The 23,379-nt window shown below is 74.5% G+C and carries 21 protein-coding genes and 1 pseudogene; 7 read left to right on the top strand and 15 right to left on the bottom strand.

All coding sequences use genetic code 11. The features are described 5' to 3' along the window. Positions 1-5 precede the first annotated feature (5 nt). The 3 genes from KPL59_RS15075 to KPL59_RS15065 all read right to left on the bottom strand — a co-directional run bounded on the left by KPL59_RS15075 (position 6) and on the right by KPL59_RS15065 (position 2,558). Entirely contained in the window at positions 6-923 is a 918-nt protein-coding gene (locus KPL59_RS15075) for a DUF559 domain-containing protein (protein ID WP_226361175.1), read from the bottom strand. Positions 924-1,188: 265 nt separating this feature from the next. Then, positions 1,189-2,061, bottom strand: a complete 873-nt coding sequence (gene purU, locus KPL59_RS15070; RefSeq protein ID WP_020625755.1) for a formyltetrahydrofolate deformylase — start codon at positions 2,059-2,061, stop codon at positions 1,189-1,191. Then, positions 2,061-2,558 (bottom strand): DUF2505 domain-containing protein, encoded by a 498-nt coding sequence (locus KPL59_RS15065; RefSeq protein WP_020625756.1) that lies wholly within the window; start codon positions 2,556-2,558, stop codon positions 2,061-2,063. The genes purU and KPL59_RS15065 overlap by 1 nt, the downstream gene beginning before the upstream one ends. Positions 2,559-2,581: 23 nt before the next feature. Between KPL59_RS15065 and KPL59_RS15060 the strand changes: the two genes are divergently transcribed. The 3 genes from KPL59_RS15060 to KPL59_RS15050 all read left to right on the top strand — a co-directional run bounded on the left by KPL59_RS15060 (position 2,582) and on the right by KPL59_RS15050 (position 5,168). Then, complete coding sequence (locus KPL59_RS15060; protein WP_226361174.1) at positions 2,582-3,631, top strand: UDP-N-acetylmuramate dehydrogenase; 1,050 nt, start codon at positions 2,582-2,584, stop codon at positions 3,629-3,631. 132 nt (positions 3,632-3,763) lie between these two features. Further along, positions 3,764-4,972, top strand: coding sequence for an Ig-like domain-containing protein (locus tag KPL59_RS15055; protein WP_226361173.1), 1,209 nt, complete (start codon positions 3,764-3,766; stop codon positions 4,970-4,972). Between the two features lie 16 nt (positions 4,973-4,988). Beyond that, positions 4,989-5,168 (top strand): hypothetical protein, encoded by a 180-nt coding sequence (locus KPL59_RS15050; protein ID WP_226361172.1) that lies wholly within the window; start codon positions 4,989-4,991, stop codon positions 5,166-5,168. Here the strand turns inward: KPL59_RS15050 and KPL59_RS15045 are convergent. Both KPL59_RS15045 and KPL59_RS15040 read right to left on the bottom strand, forming a co-directional pair. Further along, on the bottom strand, positions 5,165-5,902 hold the full coding sequence (locus KPL59_RS15045) for an SDR family NAD(P)-dependent oxidoreductase (protein ID WP_226361171.1): 738 nt from the start codon (positions 5,900-5,902) through the stop codon (positions 5,165-5,167). The genes KPL59_RS15050 and KPL59_RS15045 overlap by 4 nt on opposite strands. A gap of 17 nt (positions 5,903-5,919) precedes the next feature. Further along, complete coding sequence (locus KPL59_RS15040) at positions 5,920-6,228, bottom strand: DUF2530 domain-containing protein (RefSeq protein WP_226361170.1); 309 nt, start codon at positions 6,226-6,228, stop codon at positions 5,920-5,922. A 65-nt stretch (positions 6,229-6,293) separates the two neighbouring features. Here KPL59_RS15040 and KPL59_RS15035 point away from each other — a divergent pair, with 65 nt between their 5' ends. Next, positions 6,294-7,727 (top strand): NCS2 family permease, encoded by a 1,434-nt coding sequence (locus KPL59_RS15035; protein WP_020625824.1) that lies wholly within the window; start codon positions 6,294-6,296, stop codon positions 7,725-7,727. A 168-nt stretch (positions 7,728-7,895) separates the two neighbouring features. On the opposite strand, the gene KPL59_RS15030 is transcribed toward KPL59_RS15035, so the two are convergent. From KPL59_RS15030 to KPL59_RS15000, 7 genes are all read right to left on the bottom strand, one after another. Next, positions 7,896-8,801, bottom strand: coding sequence for a family 16 glycosylhydrolase (locus KPL59_RS15030; RefSeq protein WP_226361169.1), 906 nt, complete (start codon positions 8,799-8,801; stop codon positions 7,896-7,898). Between the two features lie 213 nt (positions 8,802-9,014). Beyond that, a complete protein-coding gene (locus KPL59_RS36555) occupies positions 9,015-10,565 on the bottom strand; it encodes a glycoside hydrolase family 16 protein (RefSeq protein WP_305080551.1) in 1,551 nt (516 codons plus the stop codon). Between the two features lie 24 nt (positions 10,566-10,589). Further along, on the bottom strand, positions 10,590-11,156 hold the full coding sequence (locus KPL59_RS15020) for a hypothetical protein (protein ID WP_226361168.1): 567 nt from the start codon (positions 11,154-11,156) through the stop codon (positions 10,590-10,592). Positions 11,157-11,160: 4 nt separating this feature from the next. Then, positions 11,161-12,312, bottom strand: coding sequence for a hypothetical protein (locus tag KPL59_RS15015; RefSeq protein WP_226361167.1), 1,152 nt, complete (start codon positions 12,310-12,312; stop codon positions 11,161-11,163). A 3-nt stretch (positions 12,313-12,315) separates the two neighbouring features. Next, on the bottom strand, positions 12,316-12,831 hold the full coding sequence (locus KPL59_RS15010; protein ID WP_226358876.1) for a hypothetical protein: 516 nt from the start codon (positions 12,829-12,831) through the stop codon (positions 12,316-12,318). Next, entirely contained in the window at positions 12,828-14,207 is a 1,380-nt protein-coding gene (locus tag KPL59_RS35730) for a hypothetical protein (RefSeq protein WP_255677113.1), read from the bottom strand. The genes KPL59_RS15010 and KPL59_RS35730 overlap by 4 nt, the downstream gene beginning before the upstream one ends. A gap of 144 nt (positions 14,208-14,351) precedes the next feature. After that, positions 14,352-15,839: a glutamate--cysteine ligase gene (locus KPL59_RS15000; RefSeq protein WP_075334137.1), complete on the bottom strand. Its 1,488-nt coding sequence runs from the start codon at positions 15,837-15,839 to the stop codon at positions 14,352-14,354. Positions 15,840-16,006: 167 nt separating this feature from the next. Between KPL59_RS15000 and KPL59_RS14995 the strand changes: the two genes are divergently transcribed. After that, entirely contained in the window at positions 16,007-16,831 is an 825-nt protein-coding gene (locus tag KPL59_RS14995; RefSeq protein WP_226361166.1) for an RNA methyltransferase, read from the top strand. An 858-nt stretch (positions 16,832-17,689) separates the two neighbouring features. On the opposite strand, the pseudogene sepH reads toward KPL59_RS14995, so the two are convergent. The 3 genes and pseudogenes from sepH to KPL59_RS14980 all read right to left on the bottom strand — a co-directional run. Then, positions 17,690-18,535 (bottom strand): annotated as a pseudogene (gene sepH / locus KPL59_RS37710) (septation protein SepH); the annotation flags it as partial. 317 nt (positions 18,536-18,852) lie between these two features. Beyond that, positions 18,853-19,986: a phosphoserine transaminase gene (gene serC, locus KPL59_RS14985; RefSeq protein ID WP_226361165.1), complete on the bottom strand. Its 1,134-nt coding sequence runs from the start codon at positions 19,984-19,986 to the stop codon at positions 18,853-18,855. Between the two features lie 53 nt (positions 19,987-20,039). After that, positions 20,040-20,999, bottom strand: a complete 960-nt coding sequence (locus KPL59_RS14980; RefSeq protein WP_226361164.1) for a GlxA family transcriptional regulator — start codon at positions 20,997-20,999, stop codon at positions 20,040-20,042. 71 nt (positions 21,000-21,070) lie between these two features. Here KPL59_RS14980 and KPL59_RS14975 point away from each other — a divergent pair, with 71 nt between their 5' ends. Together KPL59_RS14975 and KPL59_RS14970 are read left to right on the top strand one after the other, a co-directional pair. Then, positions 21,071-22,357: an MFS transporter gene (locus tag KPL59_RS14975; RefSeq protein ID WP_226361163.1), complete on the top strand. Its 1,287-nt coding sequence runs from the start codon at positions 21,071-21,073 to the stop codon at positions 22,355-22,357. Between the two features lie 86 nt (positions 22,358-22,443). Next, entirely contained in the window at positions 22,444-23,355 is a 912-nt protein-coding gene (locus KPL59_RS14970; RefSeq protein ID WP_226358870.1) for a hypothetical protein, read from the top strand. The last annotated feature ends 24 nt before the right edge of the window (positions 23,356-23,379 follow it).

Genomic DNA, 23,379 nt, shown 5'->3' with positions numbered 1-23,379 from the left:
GCAGCTCAGCGGGAACTGTCGATCTCCACGGCCCGCTGAGCTGCATCTCGACGACTGTGGTCGAGCACCTGGCGCACCTCGGCGACGATCTCGTCGGGCCGTCGGTGCATGTCCAGGGCCGTGTAGCGCAGCACCCGCCACCCCGCCGCGACGAGACGGGTGTGCCGCCCGGCGTCGGCGCGGGCCGCCTCGGGCGTCGCGAAGTGACCGCCGCCGTCGTACTCGATGCCGAGCCGGTGGTCGGGGTAGGCCAGATCCAGCCACAGCGCCGTGCGCCGGGCGTCGTCGAGCACCGGGTGCTGGGGTACCGGCCGCGGCAGGCCACCCCGGACGAGGACCAGCCGGAGGCGGGTCTCCGGCGGGGAGCCTGCGCGGGGGTCGGCCCACACCAGCGCGTCGACCACGCGCCGGACACCACGGGCATGGGTGTGCCGGGCCGCGAGGTTCATCAGAACGTCCGGCGCGAACGACCCGCGGGACAACGCGTCGACGGCGACGACACCCTCGGTCGGGCCCGACCACCGGGCCAGGTCGAAGGCGGTACGCAGGCGGGTCGTGACGCGGACACCGCGGACGTCGGTGACCTCGTCGGGGTGCGGGACGTCGCGCCGGACCACGACGCCGTCGCGGGATCGGGGCCCGGCGCGCACCGCGGTCACCGCGACCTCGGCGGGCGCGGCCCGCGGCGCACAGGACGCGCCCAGGAGCTCGGCGGCGGAGTACCCGCAGAGCACCGCGTCCGGTCCGGCCCACAGGTACGCCGCCAGCGACCGCAGCCGCAGGTCGGCGTGGGCGTCGGCAGGGGCGTAGGTGTCCGGGAGCAGCCGGCGGAAGCGGGGCCCGCGCAGGAGGTCGGGCGTGACGAGACCCGCCGCCAGGGCCGCGGTCCCGCGGAACACCTCGGGCCATCCGGGGATCGTCATGCACCGATCGTGCTCCGGGCGCAGCGCCCGCCGGACCGGATCGGCCGGACTCCGTCGCCATCGCGAACCGAGGACGTACGCCGAGATGCAGCTCAGCGGGAATAGTGGATCTCCGCGGCCCGCTGAGCTGCATCTCGGCGCCGGTCCGCCACGCTCCGGCGGGCTGGGGCCCGGTCTGCCCCGCGCGGCCCGTGCAGCGCCTCGCGCCCTGCGCGGGACGAACCCGCGCACCGCGGTGGGCCGGGCGCGGCTCGGGCCTGCGACCTCAGCGGAAGACGACGGTCCGGTTGCCCTGGATCAGGACGCGGTCCTCCAGGTGCCACCGCAGCCCACGGGCCAGCACCAGGCGCTCGATGTCGCGGCCCCGGCGCACCATGTCGGCCGCGGTGTCCCCGTGGTCGACGCGGGCGACGTCCTGCTCGATGATCGGGCCTGCGTCGAGGTCGGCGGTCGCGTAGTGACAGGTCGCGCCGATCAGCTTCACCCCGCGCCGGTGGGCCTGGTGGTAGGGCCGCGCCCCGGCGAAGGACGGCAGGAAGCTGTGGTGGATGTTGATCGCCCGCCCGGCCCAGGCCTCGCACAGGTGCGCGGGCAGGACCTGCATGAAGCGGGCGAGCACGATCGCGTCGGGGTCGTCGGCGTCGACGAGCTTGCGGATCTCCTCGAACGCGGTGACCTTGCCCTGCTCGCGGGCCGGGTCGCCGGGGGCCGGGAACGGCACGTGGTGGAACGGCACCCCGTGCGCGGCGACGACCGGCTCCAGCGACGTGTGGTTGCCGATCACCCGGGTGATCTCCACCGGCAGCTCGTCGGCCCACACCCGGCCGAGGATGTCGTGCAGGCAGTGCTGGTCGCGGGTCACCAGGAGCACGGCGCGCTTGCGGACGCCGGTGTCGGAGATGCGGTGCTCGCCGCCCAGCTCGGCGGCGACCGGGGCGAACCGGGCGCGGAGCTCGTCGACGTCGAAGGGGACCGACGCGGCGTCGACGACCTGGCGGGTGCAGAACACCCCGGCCTCGACGTCGGCGTGGTAGGCGGCCTCGGTGATGGAGGCGCCCAGCTCGGCGAGGAAGGTCGAGATGCGCGCGACGATGCCGGTGCGGTCCGGGCAGGACAGGGTGATCACGTAGTGGGACATCAGGAGATCCGGGAGAGGGTGAACTGGGTCTCGGCGGCGAGCAGCTGTTCGATCTGCCCGGCGACCGCCTGCTCGATCCTCCCACCCACCAGCGGGACCTTCACCGTGACCTCGGCCCGGATCCGGACCTCGCTGCCCCCGTCGACGTCGGCGATCCGCATCACCGACCTGGCGGTGGCGGGGGTGCCGATGACCTGAACGGACCCGGTGCCGTCGTAGACGCCGGAGTCGCCGGCCCGCCACTGCTCGGTGCGGTCGATCTGCAGGTCCCCGCCGGGCACGAAGGAGGACACGATCGACGGCAGGTGCTCGCCGGGGATCCCGTGCCGCAGCGTGTAGCGGACGCCGTCGGGGGTGGTCTCGTACGCGGTCACCCCGGCCCCGGGACCGCCGATGTGGCGCAGCTGCTCCTCCAGCAGATCGCGGTCGACCATCGCCGCGTAGACCGTCGAGGACGGGTGCGCGGACGTTGCGCGGTAGTCGATCGTGCGCGGCATGGGCGAAGGCTACCGTTGCGGTCGTGAGTTCCTCCGCTGCGACGACGGTCGACCCGATGCTCAGCGCGCACACCACACTGCGCCTCGGCGGACCGGCCTCCCGCATCGTGCGCACCGAGGGCGCGGCCGAGGTGGTCGAGGCCGTGGCCGGCGCCGACCGGGCGGGGGAGCGGGTGCTGCTGGTGGGCGGCGGGTCGAACCTCGTCGTCGCCGACGCCGGGTTCGACGGCACCGCCGTGCTGGTCGCCGGGCAGGGGGTCCGCCACGAGCGCGACGGCGACCGGGTGCTGCTGACCGTCGAGGCGGGCGTCGACTGGGACGAGCTGGTGGCCGGCACCGTCGCCGACGGGCTCGGCGGGCTGGAGTGCCTGTCCGGGATTCCCGGGCGGACCGGCGCGACCCCGGTCCAGAACGTGGGCGCCTACGGCGTCGAGGTCGCCGACCTGCTCGTCGACGTCGACCTCTACGACCGGCGCACCGGGACCGTCCGCGAGCACGTGCCCGCCTCGGACCTGGGGCTCGCCTACCGCACCAGCATCCTCAAGGGCAGCGACGACGCGATCGTCCTGCGGGTGCGCTTCGCCCTGCAGGCCGACGGCCGCTCCGCCCCGATCCGCTACGGCGAGCTCGCCCGCACCCTCGGCGTCGATCCGGAGACGCGGACCGACCCGGCCGCCGTCCGCGAGGCGGTGCTCGCGCTGCGCCGCGGGAAGGGCATGGTCCTCGACGCCGACGACCACGACACCTGGTCGGCCGGCTCGTTCTTCACCAACCCGATCCTGCCCGTCGACCGCGCGCCGCAGGTCGACGGCCTGGCCGCCTGGCCCGCGGGGGAGGGCCGGGTCAAGCTCAGCGCCGCCGGGCTGATCCAGAACGCGGGATTCGGCCGCGGGCACGCCGGCCCCGGCGGCCGGGTGTCGCTGTCCACCCGGCACGTCCTGGCCCTGACCCACCGCGGCGGCGGGACGACGGCCGACCTGCTGGCCCTGGCCCGGGAGGTCCAGAGCGGCGTCGCCGAGCGGTTCGGCGTGACCCTGCACCCCGAACCGGTGCTGGTGAACTGCGCCGTCTGACACCCTCTGTGGTGCGGCGTCCGGTTCGTCTTACGCCGCACGGGGGAGTGCCGTCCTCCTGCCGGTCGGAGGCGCCGGATCCGGGCGTACGGTCGGTGTCCAACGCAGGAGATCGAGTACGCGGGGGAACGGTTGCGACGGGTACTGATCGTCGTGGTGGCGCTGATCGGCGCGCTGGGCATCGTCGGGGCGGTGGCCCTGGCGGCCTCGCCGCAGGACCCGGCGGCGCCGCAGGCCGCACCGCCCCCGGCCGGGCCGCAGGTGAGCTACCAGCCACCCGTGCGCAGCGCAGGCGGAGCGGGCACCGACACCTTCTCGGCGGCGGCGACGGCGAACCCGGCGCAGCCGGTGTCGGTCCGCACGGCGGGCGGCACGCTGGACGGGGTGTCGCTCACCGACCCGGACGGCGACGCCGTCGACGGCGCGCTGTCCCCGGACCGCACGACCTGGACCAGCAGCGGTGACCTGGACTTCGCCACCACCTACACCTGGCACGGTCGCGCCGTCGCCCCGGACGGCACGGCGACCCCGGTGCAGGGCACCGTCGCGACGCTGAAGCCCGTCCACACCGTGCGCGGCACCCTGAACATCGGCGACGACCGCACCGTCGGCATCGCCGCGCCGATCGAGATCCAGTTCGACCGGCACGTCGAGGACCGCGCCGCGATCGAGAAGGTCCTGAAGGTCACGACCTCGAAGCAGGTCGAGGGCGCGTGGGGCTGGCTGCCCGACGAGAACGGCGGCTCGCGCGTGCACTGGCGGCCGAAGGAGTACTGGCCGTCGGGCACGAAGGTCACCGTGGACGCGCCGCTCAAGGGCGTCGACTACGGCGGCGGCAGCTACGGCGCCGAGGACCTGAGCACATCGTTCACCATCGGCCGCGCCCAGATCGTCAAGGCCGACGCCCGCTCGTTCCGGATGATCGTGATCCGCGACGGCAAGCAGGTCGCGGACTACCCGGCGTCCTACGGCCTGGCCGACGACCCGAACCGCAACACCCGCTCGGGCATTCACGTCGTCACCGAGAAGTTCACCGACAAGCGGATGGTGTCCGCGCAGTACGGCTACGACGTCGTCGAGAAGTGGGCCGTCCGGATGAGCAACAACGGCGAGTTCATCCACGCCAACCCGGTGTCGGCCGCCGCGCAGGGCACCGCGAACGTCACCCACGGCTGCGTGAACCTGTCGATCGAGAACGCCAAGGCGTACTACGACACCGTCCTCTACGGCGACCCGGTCGAGGTCACCGGCACGCCGGTGCAGCTCTCCGCCCGCGACGGCGACCTCTGGGACTGGACGCTGTCCTGGGAGAAGTGGAAGGGGTTGTCGGCGCTGTCCTAGCGGGTACCCGCCGGGCATGAGCGTTCCCGACGACCGCGCCGCCAGCCGATCCACCCCGCTGCCGGAGGAGGAGGGCACCGAGCCCGACGCCGCGCAGATCCTGGGCGAGTCCGAGGAGCGGATCGCCGGCGCCGTCCGGGGCGAGAGCCCCGGCGACGACGCCGACGAGAACCGCCGGTCGGAGGAGACCCTCTAGCGACGGTGCCGCCGGGTGCCCGACGCCTGGTCGCGCGGCTTGAGCACGATCTGGTCCAGGTTGACGTGCGACGGCCGGGTCGCGGCGAAGACGATCGTGTCGGCGGCGTCGTCGGCGGTCAGCGGGGTCAGTCCCTCGTAGACCTTCGCCGCCTTCTCGGCGTCGCCGAGACGCACCTGCGAGAACTCCGTCTCCACCATGCCGGGGCAGATCTCGGTGATCCGGATCGGCTCGCCGAGCAGCTCCCCGCGCAGGGTGCGGTGCAGCATCGCCTGGGCGTGCTTGGCGCCGGTGTAGCCGGCGCCGTTGTCGTAGAAGTCCAGCGCGGCGATCGAGGTCACGGTGACGATGTGCCCGTCGCCCGAGGCCCGCAGCTTCGGCAGGAACGCCTGGGTGAGGCGCAGCGTGCCGGCGACGTTGGTCTCCCACATCCAGCGCCAGTCCTCCTCGTCGGCGTCCGCGACGGGCTCCAGGCCCTTGGCGCCGCCGGCGTTGTTGACCAGCAGCTTCGCCTCGGGCACCGCATCGGCGAACGCGCGGACGGACTCCCGGTCGGTGACGTCGAGGGGCAGCGCGGTGCCGTCGATCTCCTTCGCGATCTCCTCGCAGCGCTCCACCCGGCGGGCTCCCAGCACCACGTGGAAGCCCGTGGCCCCGAGTGTGCGGGCGGTGGCGGCGCCGATCCCGGAGGAGGCGCCGGTGACGACGGCGGTCGGACGGTCGTTCGCGGTCATGCCGTCGAGCCTATGACCTACCTCGGCTCGACGCCGCGCTGTGCCGACCTGTCCCCGCGCCGGGCCGCGGCCCGTTGCGCGGAGAACACCGCGGCCCCGAACAGGCCCACCCCGGTCCCGGCGACGCAGGTCCAGAACCAGGCGCCGGCACCGTTCGCGGGGTCGAACCCGGAGCCGGTGACCACCGCGACCACGGCGGCGACGCCCGCGCCGATCGCCCACAGCAGCATCCCGCCGAGGATCACCGGCGGGGACTCGTAGAAGCGCGCCGGCAAGGGCGGCGGGGGCGGTGGATCGCTCGCGCGCTCGCTCTCGTGGGCCGTCACGGGGCCGTAGCCTAAACGGTGTACGGACGGAACCCGCAGCGTTGCGCCGCGTCTAGGGTGTCGCCGTGATCGAGCGCCTGTTCCGCGTGTCCGAACGCGGCTCCACCGTCTCCCGCGAACTGCGCGGGGGACTCGTCACGTTCATGGCGATGGCCTACATCATCGTCCTGAACCCGCTGATCCTCGGCAGCGTCACGCCGGGAGACCCGTCGGCCAAGGCCGACGCGCTGGGCGGGATCCTCCCGGTCGCCCAGGTCGCCGCGGTGACCGCCCTGGTCGCAGGCGTGATGACGATCCTCTTCGGCGTGATCGCGAACTACCCGTTCGCGATCGCGACCGGCCTGGGGATCAACACCCTGCTGGCCGTGACCATCGCGCCGATGATGACCTGGCCCGAGGCGATGGGCCTGGTCGTCATCAACGGCATCATCATCGTGATCCTCGCCCTGACCGGCTTCCGGACGGCGGTGTTCAACGCCGTTCCCACCGAGCTCAAGACGGCGATCGCGGTCGGCATCGGCGCGTTCATCGCGCTGATCGGCCTGGTCGACTCCGGCTTCGTCCGCCGCCTGCCCGACGCGGCCAACACCACGGTCCCGGTCGGCCTGGGCACCGGCGGCTCCATCGCCTCGTGGCCGACGTTCGTGTTCGTCGTCGGGCTGATCATCGTCGGCGTGCTGGTCGCCCGCGGCGTGCGTGCGGGCATCCTGATCGGCGTCGTGGTCAACACCATCATCGCGATCGTCGTCGAGGCGATCGTCCGGGTCGGTCCCGGTGGCCCGACCAACCCCGGCGGCTGGTCGCTCGCCGTGCCCGCGATCCCGGACCGGATCGTCGGGCTGCCGGACCTGTCGCTCGTCGGCCAGGTCTCGCTCGGCGCCTTCACCCGGCTCGACATCATCACCGTCGTCCTGCTGATCTTCACCCTGGTGCTGGCGAACTTCTTCGACGCCATGGGCACGCTCACCGGCCTCGGTCGCCAGGCGGGCCTGACCGACTCCGACGACAAGCTCCCGAACGTCGGGAAGGCGCTGGTCGTCGAGGGTGCGGGCGCGGTCGCCGGTGGTGTGGGGTCCGCGTCGTCGAACACGATCTTCGTCGAGTCCGCGGCCGGTATCGCCGAGGGCGCGCGGACGGGACTGGCGAACGTCCTGACCGGTCTGTTGTTCCTGCTGGCGATGTTCTTCACGCCGCTGTACTCGATCGTCCCGGTCGAGGCCGCCGCCCCGGCGCTGGTCGTCGTCGGCGCGCTGATGTTCCGCCAGATCACCTCGGTCTCGCTCGACGACCTGCGCACCGCGATCCCGGTGTTCCTGACGATCACCGTCATGCCGTTCACCTACTCCATCGCCAACGGCATCGGCGCCGGGTTCGTCAGCTATGTCGCGCTCGCGGCGGCCACCGGGCGCGCGAAGCAGGTCCACCCCCTGATGTGGGTGGTGGCGGTGCTGTTCGTGGGGTACTTCGGCGTGGGACCGTTGCGGGAGCTGCTCGGCTAGAACTTTCCGCCCACCACTCTTGCTTACTTAGGCAAGGCTGCGCTAACTTACAGAAGTCGCTTCGTGGTGGGAGCGGCGCGTCAGTTCGGGACAGGAGAAGGCCCCGGACCCCACAGGGTCCGGGGCCTCCTTCTTTCCCCAGTCACACCCGTCCCGCCGCCGAGCGGGTCAGGGCGCGTAGATGCGGACCCAGTCGACCTGGAAGTCCAGCGTCTCCGGTGAGGTCGCGTCCGGCGCCGGGATCCAGTCGTCGCCGTAGGGGCCGATGTCCTGCTGCATCGCCAGGTGCATCGATCGCGGCGGGATCTGCTCCGGATCGGTGGTGCGGAAGACCTCGGCGCCGTCGATGTAGAACACGACCCGGTCGGGCAGCCACTCGACGGCGTAGGTGTGCCACTGCGTGAAGTCGCCGCGGATCGTCTTGCCGACCTGGCTGTTGTCCTCGCCGTAGTGGACGATCGTGTGCGTCTCGTTCCGCTCGGGCTTCGGGATCTCCATGAAGTTGAGCTCGCCGCCCTCGGGCCAGTCCTCGGCGTCCGGCCAGAGCAGCGCGACGTCGCCGTAGCCGACGCCGGGGTTCGTCTTCGCCCGGATCTCCCAGCGGCCGTACTGCTGGCCACCCCGCCAGGCCAGCCCGGCGGAGGTGCTCCCGCGGCTGGTGAGGACGAGCTCGCCTTCGCGGACCGCGATGTTCTCGGCCCGGTGCCGGCCGTTGCCCCCGGTGGTCTCGCCCGTGTACGGGCTCCAGCGCGTGCGGTCGAGCGCGGTGCCGTCGAACTCGTCGTGGTCGGTGAGGCGCCAGCCGTTGCGCACGGCCGCCTCGGTGTCCGAGCGCGACGCGGGGTCGAGCTCGCCGACCTCGGTGGGCCGCTCCTGGTCGTGCATCCCGCCCGGCGACGGCGGTGCCGCCGGTGCGGGGGTCGGGGAGGACGAGCCGGTGAGCAGGGACGGTTCCACGGCGACCGTGACGATCCCGGCCAGTACGGCCAGACCCGCCACGAGGCCGACGACCGCGGGCCAGCGGCGACGCGCCGGGGCCTCGGGGTCGTGCTCCTGCTCCGTCTGCTCCTGCACGACCCACTCCTTGATCGTCGACGGCGGGTCGGCGGCAGCCTAGGAGCGGTCGGCTGTGGGGGAGCTGAGAGGCCCGGGCCACCTCGCACCGTGCACCGGGCCGGGGCGCCCTGGCGTGGTGGCTGCATGATCGACCGTTGTGGAGCGGAGAGGTCGTCCTGTGCACCTCCGCACTCCCCAACCGGTGATCATGCTCGGGTGGAGGCCGCCCGGTCAGCCGGCCGAGCCCGGTGCCGTCCCGCCGTCGGTCGTCCCGCCGGGCGAACCCCCGTCGAGGGTGTACTGGCGCACCCAGTCGACCTGCATCTGCGTCTCCTTCCCCGAGCCGCCCTTGGGGAACCAGTCGAGCTGGATGCACAGGTGCATCGGCCCCGGCGGCTGCACCTTCTCCTCGGTGGTCTCGAACCACTTCTCGCCGTCGACGTAGGCAGTGATCCGGTCCGGCGTCCACTCCAGGGCCCAGTTGTGCCACTGCGTCGCGTCGACCTCGACGGAGCCCTCGACCTGGGAGTTGTCCGCGCCGTAGTGGAAGAACGCGTTGGTCTTCTGCCGCTGCGGGTCCATCATCTCCATGAAGTCGAGCTCGCCGCCCTCGGGCCAGTTCTCCGCGGTGGGCCAGAGCAGCAGCAGGGCGTTGTACGACGGGTCCCCGACCGGCGCGCGCACCCGGCCCTCCCAGCGTCCGTACTGCTGGGAGCCCTCCTTCCACGCCATGCCCGCGGTGTTGCCCTGGCTGTCCCCGGTGATCGTCAGGACGCCGTCCGCCACGCTCGCCGCGTCCGGGGTGCGGCGGCCGTTGCCCGCGTGCCCGGCGCCGTCGTAGATGCTCCAGCCCTCGGTACCGTTGTCGAACTCGTCGGCCCGGACGGGCTGCCCCCAGCCCAGCTTCGCCGCCGCCGTGGTGCCCTCTGCGCTCCCGGTGGCGGGTGCTGGGTCGGTGCCGCCGGTGCCGCCGGTGCCGCCGGTGCCGCCGGTGCCGCTGGGGCGGCAGGGCGGCGGTGTCCGGGAGCCGGCGGTACCGGATCCGCCGGTGAGGAGCCCGGCGGCCGCGTCGTCGCTCGTGCCGTAGGCGGTGGCGCCGGACTCGTCGGGGGCGGCGGTGGTGCCGCTGCCGGAATCGCGGCCCGTCCCGCTGTCGGAACCGGAGGAGGAGGCGGTACCGCCACCGCGCTCGGAGTCGTTGCCGCCGGAGCCGGAGCCGGAGCCGGAGCCGGAGCCGGAGCCGGAGCCGGAGCCGGTCGCATCGCCCGACCCGCCGGAACGGCCGCTGTCGTCGGAGCCGCCCGCTCCGCCGTCGCCCCCGCCGCCGCGACGGTCCGTCGAGCTGCCGTCGGAGCTGCCGTCGGAGTCGCCGGCGGAGTCGTCGGCGCTGCCGGACCCGTCGGATCCGCTGTCACGCTCGCCGCCACCGGAGCTGTCGGAACCGGAGCTGTCGGAACCGGAGCTGTCGGAACCGGAGCCGTCGGAACCCGAGCCGTCGGAACCCGAGCTGGAGTCCGAGCCGCCGGAACCCGAGCCGCTGGACCCGGACCCGCCGGAGCCCGACCCGGACCCCGTGCCGACGCACACCTCGCCACCGGCCCCCAGCTCCAGGTCCGGCCGCGGCGCACCGGCGGCGTCCTGCCCGGAGCTCGTCGACGGCGTCGCGGAGCCCCCGGGTTCCACCCCCACCAGCTCCCCGGCGGGCCCGAGCGCCAGCAGGACGACCGTGACCCCCTTGGCCAGCAGGGACTTGAGCAGCTGCTCCAGCTCGTCGGCGGTCATCGCCCACTCCAAGGTTCGGTCACGTCAGTCGTCCACATCGGGGGTGTCGGTGGTGATGGGGGTGTCGGCGGTGACCAGCCAGTGGCCCGCCGCGTCGAGTGCCAGGACCACTCGGGTGCGCCAGCGGCGGACCTCCGGTGCCGTGCCGGGCCCGGACGTCGTCGTGCGGACGGTCGCGACGAGCGCCGTGCGTCCGCGGGCCCAGTCGGTGGCGCCCTCGTCGAGGTCCTCGACCTCGGCGGTCCGGACCGAACCGAGTGGCGGCGGGTCGAGGACGGGCGCTCCGGCGGCGGCCGGGCTGCCGGGCAGCGCGTACGGGGTGCCGTCGAGGGTGGTGCCCCCGGCCGCGCCGGTACCGGAGCCGTGCGCGGCGACGAGGTAGGCGCGCGCCACCGCCCCGGGCGACGACGGCCGCGTCGCCGGCACGGCCGGCTCCGGTCCGCGGACGGGGCCGGGATCGCCGAGGGCGTCCCGGTCGGCCGAGGTCAGCACCGCCTGCGACGGCGGTCCGGGCAGCAACGCGGGCACCAGCAGGGCCAGGGGCACCGCGAGGACCGCGGCGAGCACGAGCAGCGGCAGGGAACGTCGCACGGGGTCACTCCGCGAAGCTGATGTGGATGTGGTCGTAGTGGCCGCCGGTCGCGTCGGCGGTGTCGTAGACCCCGCCGCCGGTGTAGCGACGGCCCCAGCCGGAGCCGTCGGCGCGCACCGAGGGGTCCCAGTAGCGGCCCTGCCAGATCAGGTACTTGACCTTCAGCGGGGCCGCGTTGCGTTCCAGCCAGTGCGCGATCGCCCAGCCCTCGTCGAGGTCGGCGCCCTTCGCGAACGCCCCGGCCTTCCCGGTGAACACGTCGCAGGCCTTGCCCTTCGGATGGTCCGACCGCGGGTTCTGCAGGTGCTCGTCCCAGCAGCCGACCGTCTCGATCGTCGGGCCGAACACCGCTTCGACGGCATCGAGGCCGTGCTTCGACGCGCCGGTGAGACAGCCGTCGGAGCGCACCGGGTCGGGTTCGTGGCACCCCGTCGCACCGCCGGTCCAGGCGGGCGCCGGCGCCGATGCGGCGTCCTTCGCCGGTGTCTTCGCCGCGGGTGCCTTCGCCGGGGCGGCCTTCTGCGGCGGTGGCGGGGACGACTCGCGGTCGTCGACGGCCGTCGTGCCGGAGTAGTCGGCGACGAAGCCGTGCACCGCGTCGAGGTAGCGCCGGATCGCCGACGCGCACGCCTGCGAGCAGTTTGCCTCCCCGGCCGCCGGCACCCCCGACCTCGACCCGGTGACCCGGCTGCAGCCCGCGATGTGGCAGACCAGCATCGCGTCGAGCACCGGGACGTCCTTCGGGGTCGTCGCGAGATACCCGGCGGCGGCTCGCAGCGTCGAGCAGAGCCACGGCACGACGACGCGCAGGTGCCCCTCCGGCTCGGTGAGCGCCGCGTCCGGCCAGGGTGCGCCGCCGGCCGCGACCCAGGTCCGTTCCGAGACCTGCAGCAGCCCGGCAGCGGTGCCGGTGCGCAGCTCCGGGTCCCAGCCCGACTCCGCCTGCACCTGGGCGACCACCCAGGCCGGCGGCAGCTCCGGGCAGCCCTGCGAGGTCAGCTCCGTGACCAGGTCGAGGTAGGGCCGCGCCGCCTCCGGCACCCGTGCCGCGTCGATGCCCGAGGTGACCGGCTCCGCGGCGGGGGCGGCCAGGACCTGACCCGCCGTCCCCAGCAGGAGTGCGACGACGACCGGCACGATCAGCAGCGCGCGCACGGCTCACCGGCCCGGCCCGGTCGGGAGGGCCAGTACCCCACGCATCGGTCGCAGCCCACCGACGCCGGCCGGGGTGAGCGGCCGGTCGAGCCGTCCGGACGTGGTCAGCGCGGTGACGACCCGGCCGATCGCGTCGGCGTAGCGGCGGACGGCGGCCGAGGGCCCGGGCCGGGTGAGGACCCCGGCCGCGTCCGACCACGGGTCCGCGGAGCGGGCCCAGCCCGGCACCGCGGGCAGCGCGACGACGGCTGCCCAGCCGGGCCCCGCGGCGTCGGCGTCGATGCCGTCGGGGTCGGCGGTGCCGGGGTGCAGGACGAGGACCGGTGAGTCCGGCCCGGGCGCCGGGGCGACGCGGGCTGCGGCAGCCAGCCCGGCCGCGGTGTCCCGGGTGACGACGACGTCGGGCAGCAGGTCCGGCCCGCACACGCGCCCCAGGTCACGGCCGTGCAGGGCCCGGGCGACGGTCGTCGTCCCGACCCCGCCGGCCAGGCCCCCGACGACGGGGACACGCCCGGTCACCGCACACCGCCGCGTGCGAGGTCGGCCGGCGACGGCCGTCGGGCCGGCTCGGCCGCGGGCCCCGCGTCGACGACGAGCCCGTCGTCGGTGAGCGCGACGGCCACCTCCAGCCGGACCCACCGCGCGGCCAGCCCGCGCCAGCCGCGCGCGGCCGGGGCGGGGGCCCCGGCGGGCGCCCCGATCGGGTCGTCGGGCTCGGGCTCCGGCGCGGCCGTCCCACGGGCGTCGACACGGCGGTAGGGCACGACCCGCACCCGGACGTCGACGACGGCCCGGTCGGCATCGGCGCGGACCCGGCCCGGCAGCACGAGGTCGGCCCGCTGACGCCCGGTCCCGGTCCAGCCGAGCAATCCGTCGGCCGCGGTGGCGGGCAGGTAGGCGGCGAGGACACGGGCGCGGCGGTCGACGTCGTCCTCGTCCCAGGACAGCAGGTCCGCGGCGAAGGCCCCGGCCAGCGCGGACGCCTCGGCGGGGTCGACGAGGGACTGCGGGGCGGCCCCGACGGGGGAGCCGGTGGCGGGCCGCACCCCGGCGTCGCGGGGATCCGGTCCGGCTGGGACCTGCGACGGGTCAGCGCGGCCGGGCGACGGGGCGGCGACACCGGGCGACGGGTCGGCAGGGCTGGGTGACGGGGCAGCGGGGCCGGGCGACTGCTCGGCAAGACCGGGCGACCGGTCGGCGGAGCTGAGTGACGGGTCGGGGGAACCGGCCGAGGGGGCGGCGGGGGCGGATGACGGGGCAGCAGCGGTGCCGGGCGCGGTCCCTGTCGTTGCGACCGAGGCTCCGGCGGGGCGGGCAGCCGGACCGTGCTCGGGGCCCGAGGGCGCCGGACCCGGCGCCGCGGTCGTCGTGGTGGGCGGCGTGCTGGGTGGCGTGGCGGTCGTCGTGGCGGGTGCCGGCGACGCGGCTCCGGACGCTGCACGATCCGCCCCGCCCTCGGCCGGGGACACCGCGGCGGGCGCCCAGGCTGCCCAGGCGGCAGCGACCTCGTCGGAGGCGGAGGCGGAGACAGGGGCGGGGGCCGAGGTAGCGGCGGCAGGGGGCGGCACCGGCGGGAAGCCGAAGGGATCGGTGACCGGCTCCGGCTCGGCGATCGGCTCCTGCGGCGGCCGCCGCGGCGTCCAGAGCGCCGGTCGCGCCGCCGCGGTCGCGGGACCCTCGGCGGGCAGCGCCGTCGCACCCGTCGTCGGCGCCGGGGGCATCCCGCTCGTCGACGGCGCCGGGAAGGCCTCCCGGGCCCGGGGCGGGACGGGCCGCGGCGCCGGTGCGGGAGCCGGGTCGTCGAGCCAGGGGTCGGGACCGTCGTCGAGGAGGTGCTCGTCGCGGGAGGTGCGGCCGAACAGCCGGAACGGGGACATCGTCGTCGCCCGGGTCATCGACGCCGGTCGGGCTGGTGCTGGATGGACATGTCCCTCCGTCCCGTACGCGCACCCGGGGCGGGTGTGCGGAGGGGGACGGTAGGAACGGGAGGGTGGTGAGCGGGCCCGGTCGCGGAGAATGCTTCGCGATGGCGAAGCCGATCAGTCGGGGATCTCCCAGGTGTGGACGGGTTGGTTGGCCGTCGAGTGCGCCAGGTAGCGCTCGAGCATGCCGCGCAGGGCGGTCATCCGGTCCGCGCCCCGCGCCTCCAGCGCGGCGACGGTGTCGATCTGCCACGACGACCCGGTCTGACGCGTGACGCAGCGCCGCTCCAGCACCGTCAGGTACCGGTCGCAGACCGCGCCGGAGACACCCCAGCGGGCGAGCCCCTCGTGCGCCAGGGGGAGCAGCTTGCGCAGGGCGAGCTCGTCGGGGAGCACCCAGCCGGTGCCGGGCCAGTACAGGGGAGCGTGCATGCCGTGCTTGGCCGCGGTCTGGAAGTTCTCCCGTGCCGCCTCGAACGACACCGCCCGCCACAGCTGCTGGTCGGCCTCGACCAGGGTGCGGAGCAGGCCGTAGAAGAACAGCGCGTTGGCGACCATGTCGACGGTCGTCGGCCCCGCGGGGAGCACCCGGTTCTCCAGCCGGACGTGCGGGGTGTCGCCCGTACTGTCGTAGATCGGCCGGTTCCAGCGCCAGATCGTGCCGTTGTGCAGGGTCAGCTCCGGCAGGTCCGGGAACCCCTTGTCGCGCATCTGCGTCGCCGGGTCCACGTCCGAGGTCAACGGCATCAGGGCCGGGAAGTAGCGGGCGTTCTCGGAGAACAGGTCCAGCACCGAGTCGATCCAGCGCTCGCCGAACCAGACCCGTGGCCGTACCCCCTGGTTGTGGAACTCGGGGGTCCGGACGTCGCAGGACTGCTCGAACAGCGGGATCCGGGTCTCCGACCACAGCTGAGACCCGAGCAGGAACGGCGAGTTCGACCCGAGCCCCAGCTGGACGCCGGCCAGACACTGCGCGGCGTTCCAGTAGCGCCCGAAGTTCGCGGGGGAGACCTGCAGGTGCAGCTGCATCGACGTGCAGGCCGCCTCGGGGATGATCGTGTCGAAGTCGGCGTTGACCCGCTCCTCCGGCGAGCAGCCGGCGATGTCGATCCGGATCGGCTCGCCGCGCGCGGTGAGCATCTGGTCGTTGAGCGCCTCGTAGCGGTCCTCGGGGGAGATCGCCTCGGCGGTCATGTGCCCCGGGTCCAGCGTCGGCAGGATCCCGATCATGACGAGCTGGGTGCGCAGGTCCCCGGCCTTCGCCCCGGCGCCCGCGAGCAGGTCGAGCAGCTCGTGCTCCAGCTGGCGCCACTGGTCGCCGGGCAGCGGGCGCGGCGGGAGGTTCAGCTCGAGGTTCCAGCGGCCGAGCTCGGTCTGCCACTCGCCGGAGTTGATCGTGTCCAGGACGTCGGTCCCGTTGAGCGACGGCGCCAGCTCCGGACCGACCAGGTTGAACTCGATCTCCACGCCGGTCATCGGCTCCGTGTCGGAGAACGGGTAGCTGCTGAGTAGGTCACCGAGAGTGTCCAGACAGCGCTGCACCTTGATCCGGTACCGCTGGCGGTCGCGCCGGCTGAACGTCGTCCGGTCGACCACCTGACCCATGCGCGAACCGACCTCCATCGAACGGGGAGCGCCTCCTCACCCGCACGGCGGAGGGCCGTGCCGAGGGAGGCGGCACTACACCGTGTCATATCGCCGGACCGGGCGGTACCGGCTGACCGGGCGACCAGACGCGGCGAACGGTCAGTGACGTGGGACGATCGGGCGTCGTGGCCATACTCACCACGGTCGAGCACCCCGACGACCCCCGTATCGACGATTACCGCGACCTCACGACCGCCGATCGGCGCCCAGATCGGCCCGGTGGGCGCGGGCTGGTGATAGCGGAGGGTGTCGTCGTCGTGCGTCGTCTGCTCGACTCTCCGTATCCGGTGCGGTCCCTGCTGGGGGTCCCGCGCCGCCTCGACGAGCTCTCCGACGAGCTCGCCGGCGTCGACGTGCCGGCCTACGCGACCGACGCCGACACGATGGCCCGCGCGGTCGGGTTCCATCTGAACCGGGGGGTGCTCGCCGTCGCCGACCGTGCTCCCGCGCCGTCCCTCGACGACGTGCTGGCCCGCGCCCGCACGCTGGCGGTCTGCGAGGGGGTGGGGGACCACGAGAACCTGGGGTCGCTGTTCCGCAACGCCGCCGCCCTCGGCGTCGACGCGATCCTGCTCGGCCCCGGCTGCTCGGACCCGCTCTACCGGCGCAGCGTCCGTGTCTCGATGGGGCACGTGCTGCGGGTCCCGTTCACGACCCTCGACGGCGCGTGGCCCGCCTCGCTGGACCGGCTGCGGGAGGCGGGGTTCACCGTCGCGGCACTCACCCCCGCCTCCGACGCCGAGCCCCTCGCCACGGCGGGCCTGGGCGGCCGGAAGGTCGCCCTGCTGCTGGGCGCGGAGGGACCCGGCCTCACTGACGAGGCCCTCGCCGCCGCCGACCGCCGTGTCCGGATCCCGATGGCGAGCGGCGTGGACTCGCTCAACGTCGCGACGGCCGCCGCCGTCGCCTTCCACGCCGTCGCCTTCCACGCCGTCACCGGCGGGGGTTGACCCCGGCCGCGTTCCCACACCGGATCCGGGCTCCCACACGGGACCGGATCCGGTGTGGGAGGCCGAAACCCGTGCGGGAAGGTGTCAGCGCTGGCCGCGGACGCCGAGCAGGACCTCGTCCCACGACGGCATGACGGGCTTGCCCTTCTTTGTCCGCCGCGATCCTGCGGTGGACGTGCGGCGCGGGGCCGCGCTCTCGGTGTCCTGTGCCGGAGCGGGGTCCGTCTCCTGCTCCGACGTGGCCGGGGTCTCGGTGGTGGCCGCGGCGGGGGCCTCGTTGCGCTCGTCGGCAGACCCGTCGTCCGTGGCGACCCCGCGGTCGTCGGTCCCGGGGCTCGCCGCCGTGGAGCTGGTGCCGGTGCCCGCGGGCTTCCCCGCGGACTGTGCCTCGGTGGACGGTACAGCGGTGGACGGCGCCGCAGCGGACGACCCTGCGGTGCTCGCCGCCGCCTCCGCGGTCGTGTCCTCGGGAGTGGCCGGCGCGGTGGCGGCCGGTGACGTGCCTGCCGGAGCCGGGGTGCCCGCGGCGCCGGCGTCCGACGCCGAGGCGGCCGCTCCCGTCGTCGTCGCCGAGGCGGTCGCGTCCGTCGAGTCGTGCGCGGGCCCGGTGGCCGACGAGCCCGTACCGATTGCGTCCGTGGCGGTGGCCGCCGGGGCCGGGACGACCGGGTCCACGCCGTCCGAGCCGGTCGGGCTCGCGTCGCCGGAGGTCGTGCCGCCCGGGGTCGTGCCGTCCGCGGACACACCGTCCGAGGCGGGTCCGCTCGACGCGGTGTCGGTCGCGCCGGCCGACCCGGTCCCGTCGGTGGTGTCGGTGCTGTTGGCGGCGTCGGTGCCCTCGACCTGTTCGACGCGCTTCGGAACCACGGGCGCCGCGGCGGCCGGGGCCCGGGTGTCGTCCGGGCGGGTGCCCACGGTGCGACCGGGTGTCTCGCCGCGGGTCCGGGGCGGCGGCGGGCTGGCCCGCCGCTGCTCGGGCGCGATCCCGCGCCCGGCCCAGGCCTCGGGCTGCTGCCCACCGGCCGCCGCGACGGCGCGCGCGGGAGCGGCGGTCGTCGGCGCCTCGGGGGCGTGGTCCTCGTCGCGGGCCATGTCGACCACAGACCCGAGCGGGCGCAGTGGACGTGCGGGCAGACCCTCGACGAGGTCGGAGGCGTGCTCGTCCAGCGCGACGACGGTGCCGCCGTGCGCACCGGGCTGGAACGCCCAGTGCGCCGCGTTGTCCGAGCGGCCGGTCTGCCAGGTCAGGACGACGACCCACTTGCCGTCCTCGCCCTTCCAGGAGTCCCAGCCGGCCCCGGCGTAATCCTGTCCGCGCAGGCCGAAGGTGTGCGCGACGGTCTCACCGAGCGTCCGTGAGTCGGGGCCGTCGGCGCGCTGAGGATGCGCACTCTGGGCCAGCTCGGCGGTCCGCGACCGCTCGAGCAGGACCGGATAGGCGAAGCGTTCGATCTTCTGGGTCGGGACGCCGGCCGCGGCTGCGACCTCGTCGACCGACGCGCCACCCCGGATGCGGGCCTGGATCTCCCGTGGGCGCAACTGGCTCTCCAACTCGATCGCGATCTGGCCGAGCCGGGTCACGTCACCCCGTGCCGCGGCCCGCAGCTGCTCGTCGGCCGGCACCGTGTAGCGCTCGCGGCGGCCCGGGTCTTCGAGGACGACCGAGCCGTCCCCGGTCACCCCCACGACCCGCAACGCGCGCATCGACCTGACCTCCTGCTGTCGTCCCCGTCCGGGTGACGGTAGATGGCGAGGGGTCCGTGCCGGGTGAGGCGCGCCGGGCGAGTTCTGCCTGGTCGACAACACCTACTCGCCCGGGGGACCACCGGACCTTTCTCACTGACCGTGCTCAGCGTCGCACAGTTCGTGACGCACGAGGGAATTGGGGCGAGTGTTGCGCGTGTGACTACAACGAGTTGCTATCGATCACGCAACGACGCTGCGTGGCGGCGCAGCCCCCACACACGACGACGGCCGCCCCCAGGTGGGGACGGCCGTCGCGGTTCGTCGACGAGCAGGTGTCAGGAACCCAGCCGCTCCACGACCCAGTCGATGCACGCGGTCAGCGCCGAGACGTCCGACGGCTCGACCGCCGGGAACATCCCGATCCGCAACTGGTTGCGGCCCAGCTTGCGGTACGGCTCGGTGTCCACGATCCCGTTCGCGCGCAGCGCCGTCGCCACCGCGGCGGCGTCGACGGCGTCGTCGAAGTCGATCGTGCCGACCACCAGGCTCCGGTGTGCCGGGTCGGTGACGAACGGCGTCGCGAAGCTGCTCTTGTCGGCCCAGGTGTAGAGCCGGTCGGAGGAGTCGCGGGTGCGCGCGACGCAGCCGTCGAGCCCGCCTCGGGCGTTCATCCAGCGGATCTGGTCCTCGAGCAGGAACAGCGTCGCCAGCGACGGCGTGTTGTAGGTCTGGTCCTTGCCGGAGTTGTCGACGGCGGTGGCCAGCGACAGGAACGGCGGGATCCAGCGGTCCGACGCGGCCAGCTCGGCGACCCGCTCCAGGGCCTTCGGGCTCATGATCGCGAGGAACAGGCCGCCGTCGGAGGCGAAACCCTTCTGCGGGGCGAAGTAGTAGACGTCGGACTGGGTGATGTCGACCGGCAGTCCGCCGGCGCCGGAGGTCGCGTCGATCAGCACGAGCTGATCGTCGGTGGTGCCCGTGGGCCGGTTGACCGGCACGGCGACGCCGGTCGAGGTCTCGTTGTGGGCCCAGGCGATGACGTCGACCGACGGGTCGCTGACCGGCTCCGGCGCGCTGCCCGGGGCGGCCTCGACGATCACCGGGTCGGCCAGGAAGGGCGCGCCGGTGGTGGTGTCGGCGAACTTCTGCGAGAACTCGCCGTAGGTCAGGTGCAGCGACCGCTCGCGGACCAGGCCGAACGCCGCCGCGTCCCAGAACGCGGTCGAGCCGCCGTTGCCGAGGACGACCTCGTAGCCGTCGGGCAGCGAGAACAGCTCGGCCAGGCCCGAGCGCACCCGTCCGACGAGCTCCTTCACCGGCTTCTGCCGGTGCGAGGTGCCCAACAGGGAGTCGCCGGTCGCGCCGAGGGCGGACAGCTGCTCGGGGCGCACCTTGGACGGACCGCATCCGAAGCGGCCGTCCTGCGGAAGGAGATCGCCGGGGATCTTCAGATCGGCAGGAGAGGTCACGGTCCCAGTGTCGCAGCAGTGCCCGTGGTGACGTGCGCCCAGTGCCGCGCGGATCACGCGCCGGCGGGTGCCCGGTGGGCGCGCCGGTACGCCAGCGGCGCCATCCCGATCTCGGCGTGCAACCGCTGCCGCAGCGCCGCGGTGGTGCCGAACCCGGCGCGCGCGGCGACCTGCTCGACGGGCAGGTCGGTGGTCTCCAGCAGGCGGCGCACCAGCTCCAGACGACGCGCGGCCAGCCAGCGGGCGGGGCTGGTGCCGGTCTCGGCGCGGAAGCGCCGGGTGAAGGTCCGCACGCTCATCGACGCCTGCGCCGCCAGCTCCTCGACCGGGAGCGGCCGGTCGAGGCGGTGCAGCGCCCACTCCCGGACGGCGTCGGTGGCCGGGCCGCCGGGGTCCGGTACGTGCGAGGCGACGAACTGGGCCTGCCCGCCCTCCCGCCACGGCGCGACGACGTTGCGCCGCGCGGTCGCGGTGGCCACCGCGGCGCCGTGGTCGCGCCGGACCAGGTGCAGGCACAGGTCGATGCCCGCGGCCACGCCCGCCGAGGTGAGGATGTCGCCGTCGTCGACGAACAGCACGTCGGGGTCCAGCTCCACCTGCGGGTACAGCGCGCGGAAGGCGTCCACGTGTGCCCAGTGGGTGGTGGCGCTGCGGCCGTCGAGCACGCCGGTGGCGGCCAGGGTGAACGCGCCGGTGCAGATCGCCACGACCCGTGCGCCGCGGTGCACGGCCCGGCGCACCAGATCGAGGACGGCCTCGCCCGGGTCGTCGGTGTTCGGGCCGCGCACGGCCGGCACCACCAGGGTGTCCGCGCGCTCCAGCACGTCGATCCCGTGTTCGGGCAGCACCCGGTACCCGGCGCTGGTGCGGACCGGGCCGCCGTCGACGGTGGCGACCCGCACGTCGTAGAGCGGGATGCCGTCCGCCGTGGTCGTGGTGCCGAGGATCCGTTCGGGGATGCCGAGCTCGAAGGCGATCACCCCGTCGACGGCGAGCACTCCGACCCGGTGCATGGCCGAATTCTTGCACATGTCGTCCGTCCGGCCACTGTTGTGCGCCGCACCGCCCCCGCACGATGACCCCCATGACGACGGCGCCCACGACGGCGGACACACGAGCACGCCGGGTGCACCCGGCCTGGTGGGCGGCGGGGGCGACGTTCCTCGCCCTGCTCGGCGCGGCCGGGTTCCGGTCGACCCCCGGGGTGCTGGTCGAGCCGCTGCACGCCGAGTTCGGCTGGGGCATCGGGTCCATCTCCTTCGCGCTCGCGGTGAACCTCGCCCTGTTCGGGGTGACCGCGCCGTTCGCGGCGGCGCTGATGGAGCGCTTCGGGGTGCGCCGCGTGGTCGCGACCGCGCTGGTCATGGTCGCGATCGGCGCCGGCGCGACCGTGTTCATGACGGCGGTCTGGCAGCTGGTGCTGCTGTGGGGCGTCGTCGTCGGGCTGGGCACCGGCTCGATGGCGATGGCGCTGGTCGCGACCGTGGTGAACCGTTGGTTCGTCGCCCGCCGCGGCCTCGTCTCCGGGGTCCTCACCGCCGCCACCGCCACCGGGCAGCTGGTGTTCCTGCCCCTGGTCGCGGCCGTCGTCGAGTCGGGCGGGTGGCGGCCCGCGGCGTTGATCACCGCCGGCGCGGCACTGGCCGTGGTGCCGGTGGTGTGGCTGTTCCTGAAGGACCGGCCCGCCGACGTCGGGGTCCTGCCCTACGGCGGCACCGAGGCCGACGTCGTCGCGCCGCAGCGCACGGGCGCCGCGCGGCTGGCGGTGCGGGCGCTGGCCGACGCCGCGCGCACCGGCACGTTCTGGCTGCTCGTCGGCGGGTTCTTCATCTGCGGCGCGACGACGGCGGGGCTGGTCCAGTCCCACTTCGTCCCGGCCGCGCACGACCACGGCATGCCCGCGACGACGGCGGCCTCCCTGCTCGCCCTGGTCGGCATCTTCGACCTGCTCGGGACGATCTTCTCCGGCTGGCTGACCGACCGGATCGACCCGCGGCTGCTGCTGGGCGCCTACTACGCGCTGCGCGGGCTGTCGCTGTTCCTGCTCCCGCCGCTGTTCGGGACCGACCTGAACGCCAGCATGCTCGCGTTCGTCGTGTTCTACGGCCTGGACTGGGTCGCGACCGTCCCGCCGACGATGGCGCTGGCCCGCGAGGCGTTCGGCGCCCGCTCGGCGGTGGTGTTCGGCTGGATCTTCGCCTCGCACCAGATCGGGGCGGCGTTCGCCGCGCTCGTCGCGGGTCTGGTCCGCGACGCCCTGGGCAGCTACGACATGGCCTGGTACGGCGGCGCCGTCCTCTGCGTCGTCGCGGCCGGGCTGTCGCTGGCGATCCGGCGCCACCGGGCCCCCGTGCCGTCGCCCGCGGGCTGATCACCATCTGCTCACGATCGTCCCGATCCGCCGCCGACGTGCCCTGTGTCCGGTACGACACGGGGAGTCGACGAGAGGGGCGAGTCGTGACCGAGAACCATCCCGGCCCGGGGGAGCCCGTGCCGCCGCAGCCGGGGATCGTGCCGCTGCGACCGTTGGACGCGGGGGAGATCGTGGGCGGGGTGTGGCGGTTCCTGCGCCGGACCCCGTGGACGGTCCTGCCCGGCCTGCTCTACGCCGTCGTCGTGCTCGGGACGCTGTGGCTGCTGCAGCCGGTCGGTGCACTGCAGCCGGCGAACCCGTTCGACCTGGTCGGGACCTTCCTGGAGGCGACGCTGTCCGGCCTGCCCTTCGGGCTCGTCGCGGCCGCCGTGGCGCCGCTCGTGCTCGCTGCGGTCCTCCCGGCGGTGGCCTCGGCGGTGTACGGCTCGCGGACCGGGATCGCCGCGGCCTGGGCACGGGGCCGCCCCCGGCTGCCCGCCCTCTACGGCGTCCAGCTGGCGCAGCTGGTGATCGGGCTCGTCCCGATCGCGGTCGGCGCCTTCGTCGCGCTGCCGCTGTGGCGTGCGGGCGGGGTGGCCGCGGCGGCCGGGCTGCTCCTCGTCGTCGTGGTCTACGCCGCGCAGACCTGGATCGCGATCCTGCTGTCCCTGGCGTCGCCCGCGGTCGTCGCCGAGGGCCTCGGTGCGCGGGACGCACTGTGGCGGTCGGTCGAGCTGGTCCGCGGTGCCTGGTGGCGCTGCTTCGGCGTGCTGATGCTGGTCGGGCTGACCGTGGCGGCGGCCGCGATCGTGGTGATGATCCCGGTGTTCGCGGTGACCTTCGCCCTGATGTTCACGGTGAGCCCGACGCTCGGGCTGGCCGTCACCGGGGTGGCCTACGTCCTGCTGCTGGGCCTGGTGCTCCCGGTCTCGGTCGCCGCGCCGGCGCTGCTGCACCACGACCAGCGGGGCCGCCGCTCCGGGGTGGTCGGCCCCCCACCGGGGGAACAGCCGTAGCGCGCTCGGCCACGGGAGTTCCCC

This window comes from Pseudonocardia sp. ICBG1142 (genome assembly GCF_020496255.1).
Lineage (GTDB): Bacteria > Actinomycetota > Actinomycetes > Mycobacteriales > Pseudonocardiaceae > Pseudonocardia.
This window is presented reverse-complemented; position numbering and strand designations above follow the sequence as displayed.

Bases quoted from the DNA above. Each gene is read 5' to 3' on its own strand.
- KPL59_RS15075 (WP_226361175.1), bottom strand. From the start codon at position 923: ATGACGATCCCCGGATGGCCCGAGGTGTTCCGCGGGACCGCGGCCCTG.
- purU (WP_020625755.1), bottom strand. From the start codon at position 2,061: ATGTCCCACTACGTGATCACCCTGTCCTGCCCGGACCGCACCGGCATC.
- KPL59_RS15065 (WP_020625756.1), bottom strand. From the start codon at position 2,558: ATGCCGCGCACGATCGACTACCGCGCAACGTCCGCGCACCCGTCCTCG.
- KPL59_RS15050 (WP_226361172.1), top strand. From the start codon at position 4,989: ATGAGCGTTCCCGACGACCGCGCCGCCAGCCGATCCACCCCGCTGCCG.
- KPL59_RS15045 (WP_226361171.1), bottom strand. From the start codon at position 5,902: ATGACCGCGAACGACCGTCCGACCGCCGTCGTCACCGGCGCCTCCTCC.
- KPL59_RS36555 (WP_305080551.1), bottom strand. From the start codon at position 10,565: ATGACCGCCGACGAGCTGGAGCAGCTGCTCAAGTCCCTGCTGGCCAAG.
- KPL59_RS35730 (WP_255677113.1), bottom strand. From the start codon at position 14,207: ATGACCCGGGCGACGACGATGTCCCCGTTCCGGCTGTTCGGCCGCACC.
- KPL59_RS15000 (WP_075334137.1), bottom strand. From the start codon at position 15,839: ATGGGTCAGGTGGTCGACCGGACGACGTTCAGCCGGCGCGACCGCCAG.
- KPL59_RS14980 (WP_226361164.1), bottom strand. From the start codon at position 20,999: ATGCACCGGGTCGGAGTGCTCGCCGTCGACGGGGTGATCGCCTTCGAG.
- KPL59_RS14975 (WP_226361163.1), top strand. From the start codon at position 21,071: ATGACGACGGCGCCCACGACGGCGGACACACGAGCACGCCGGGTGCAC.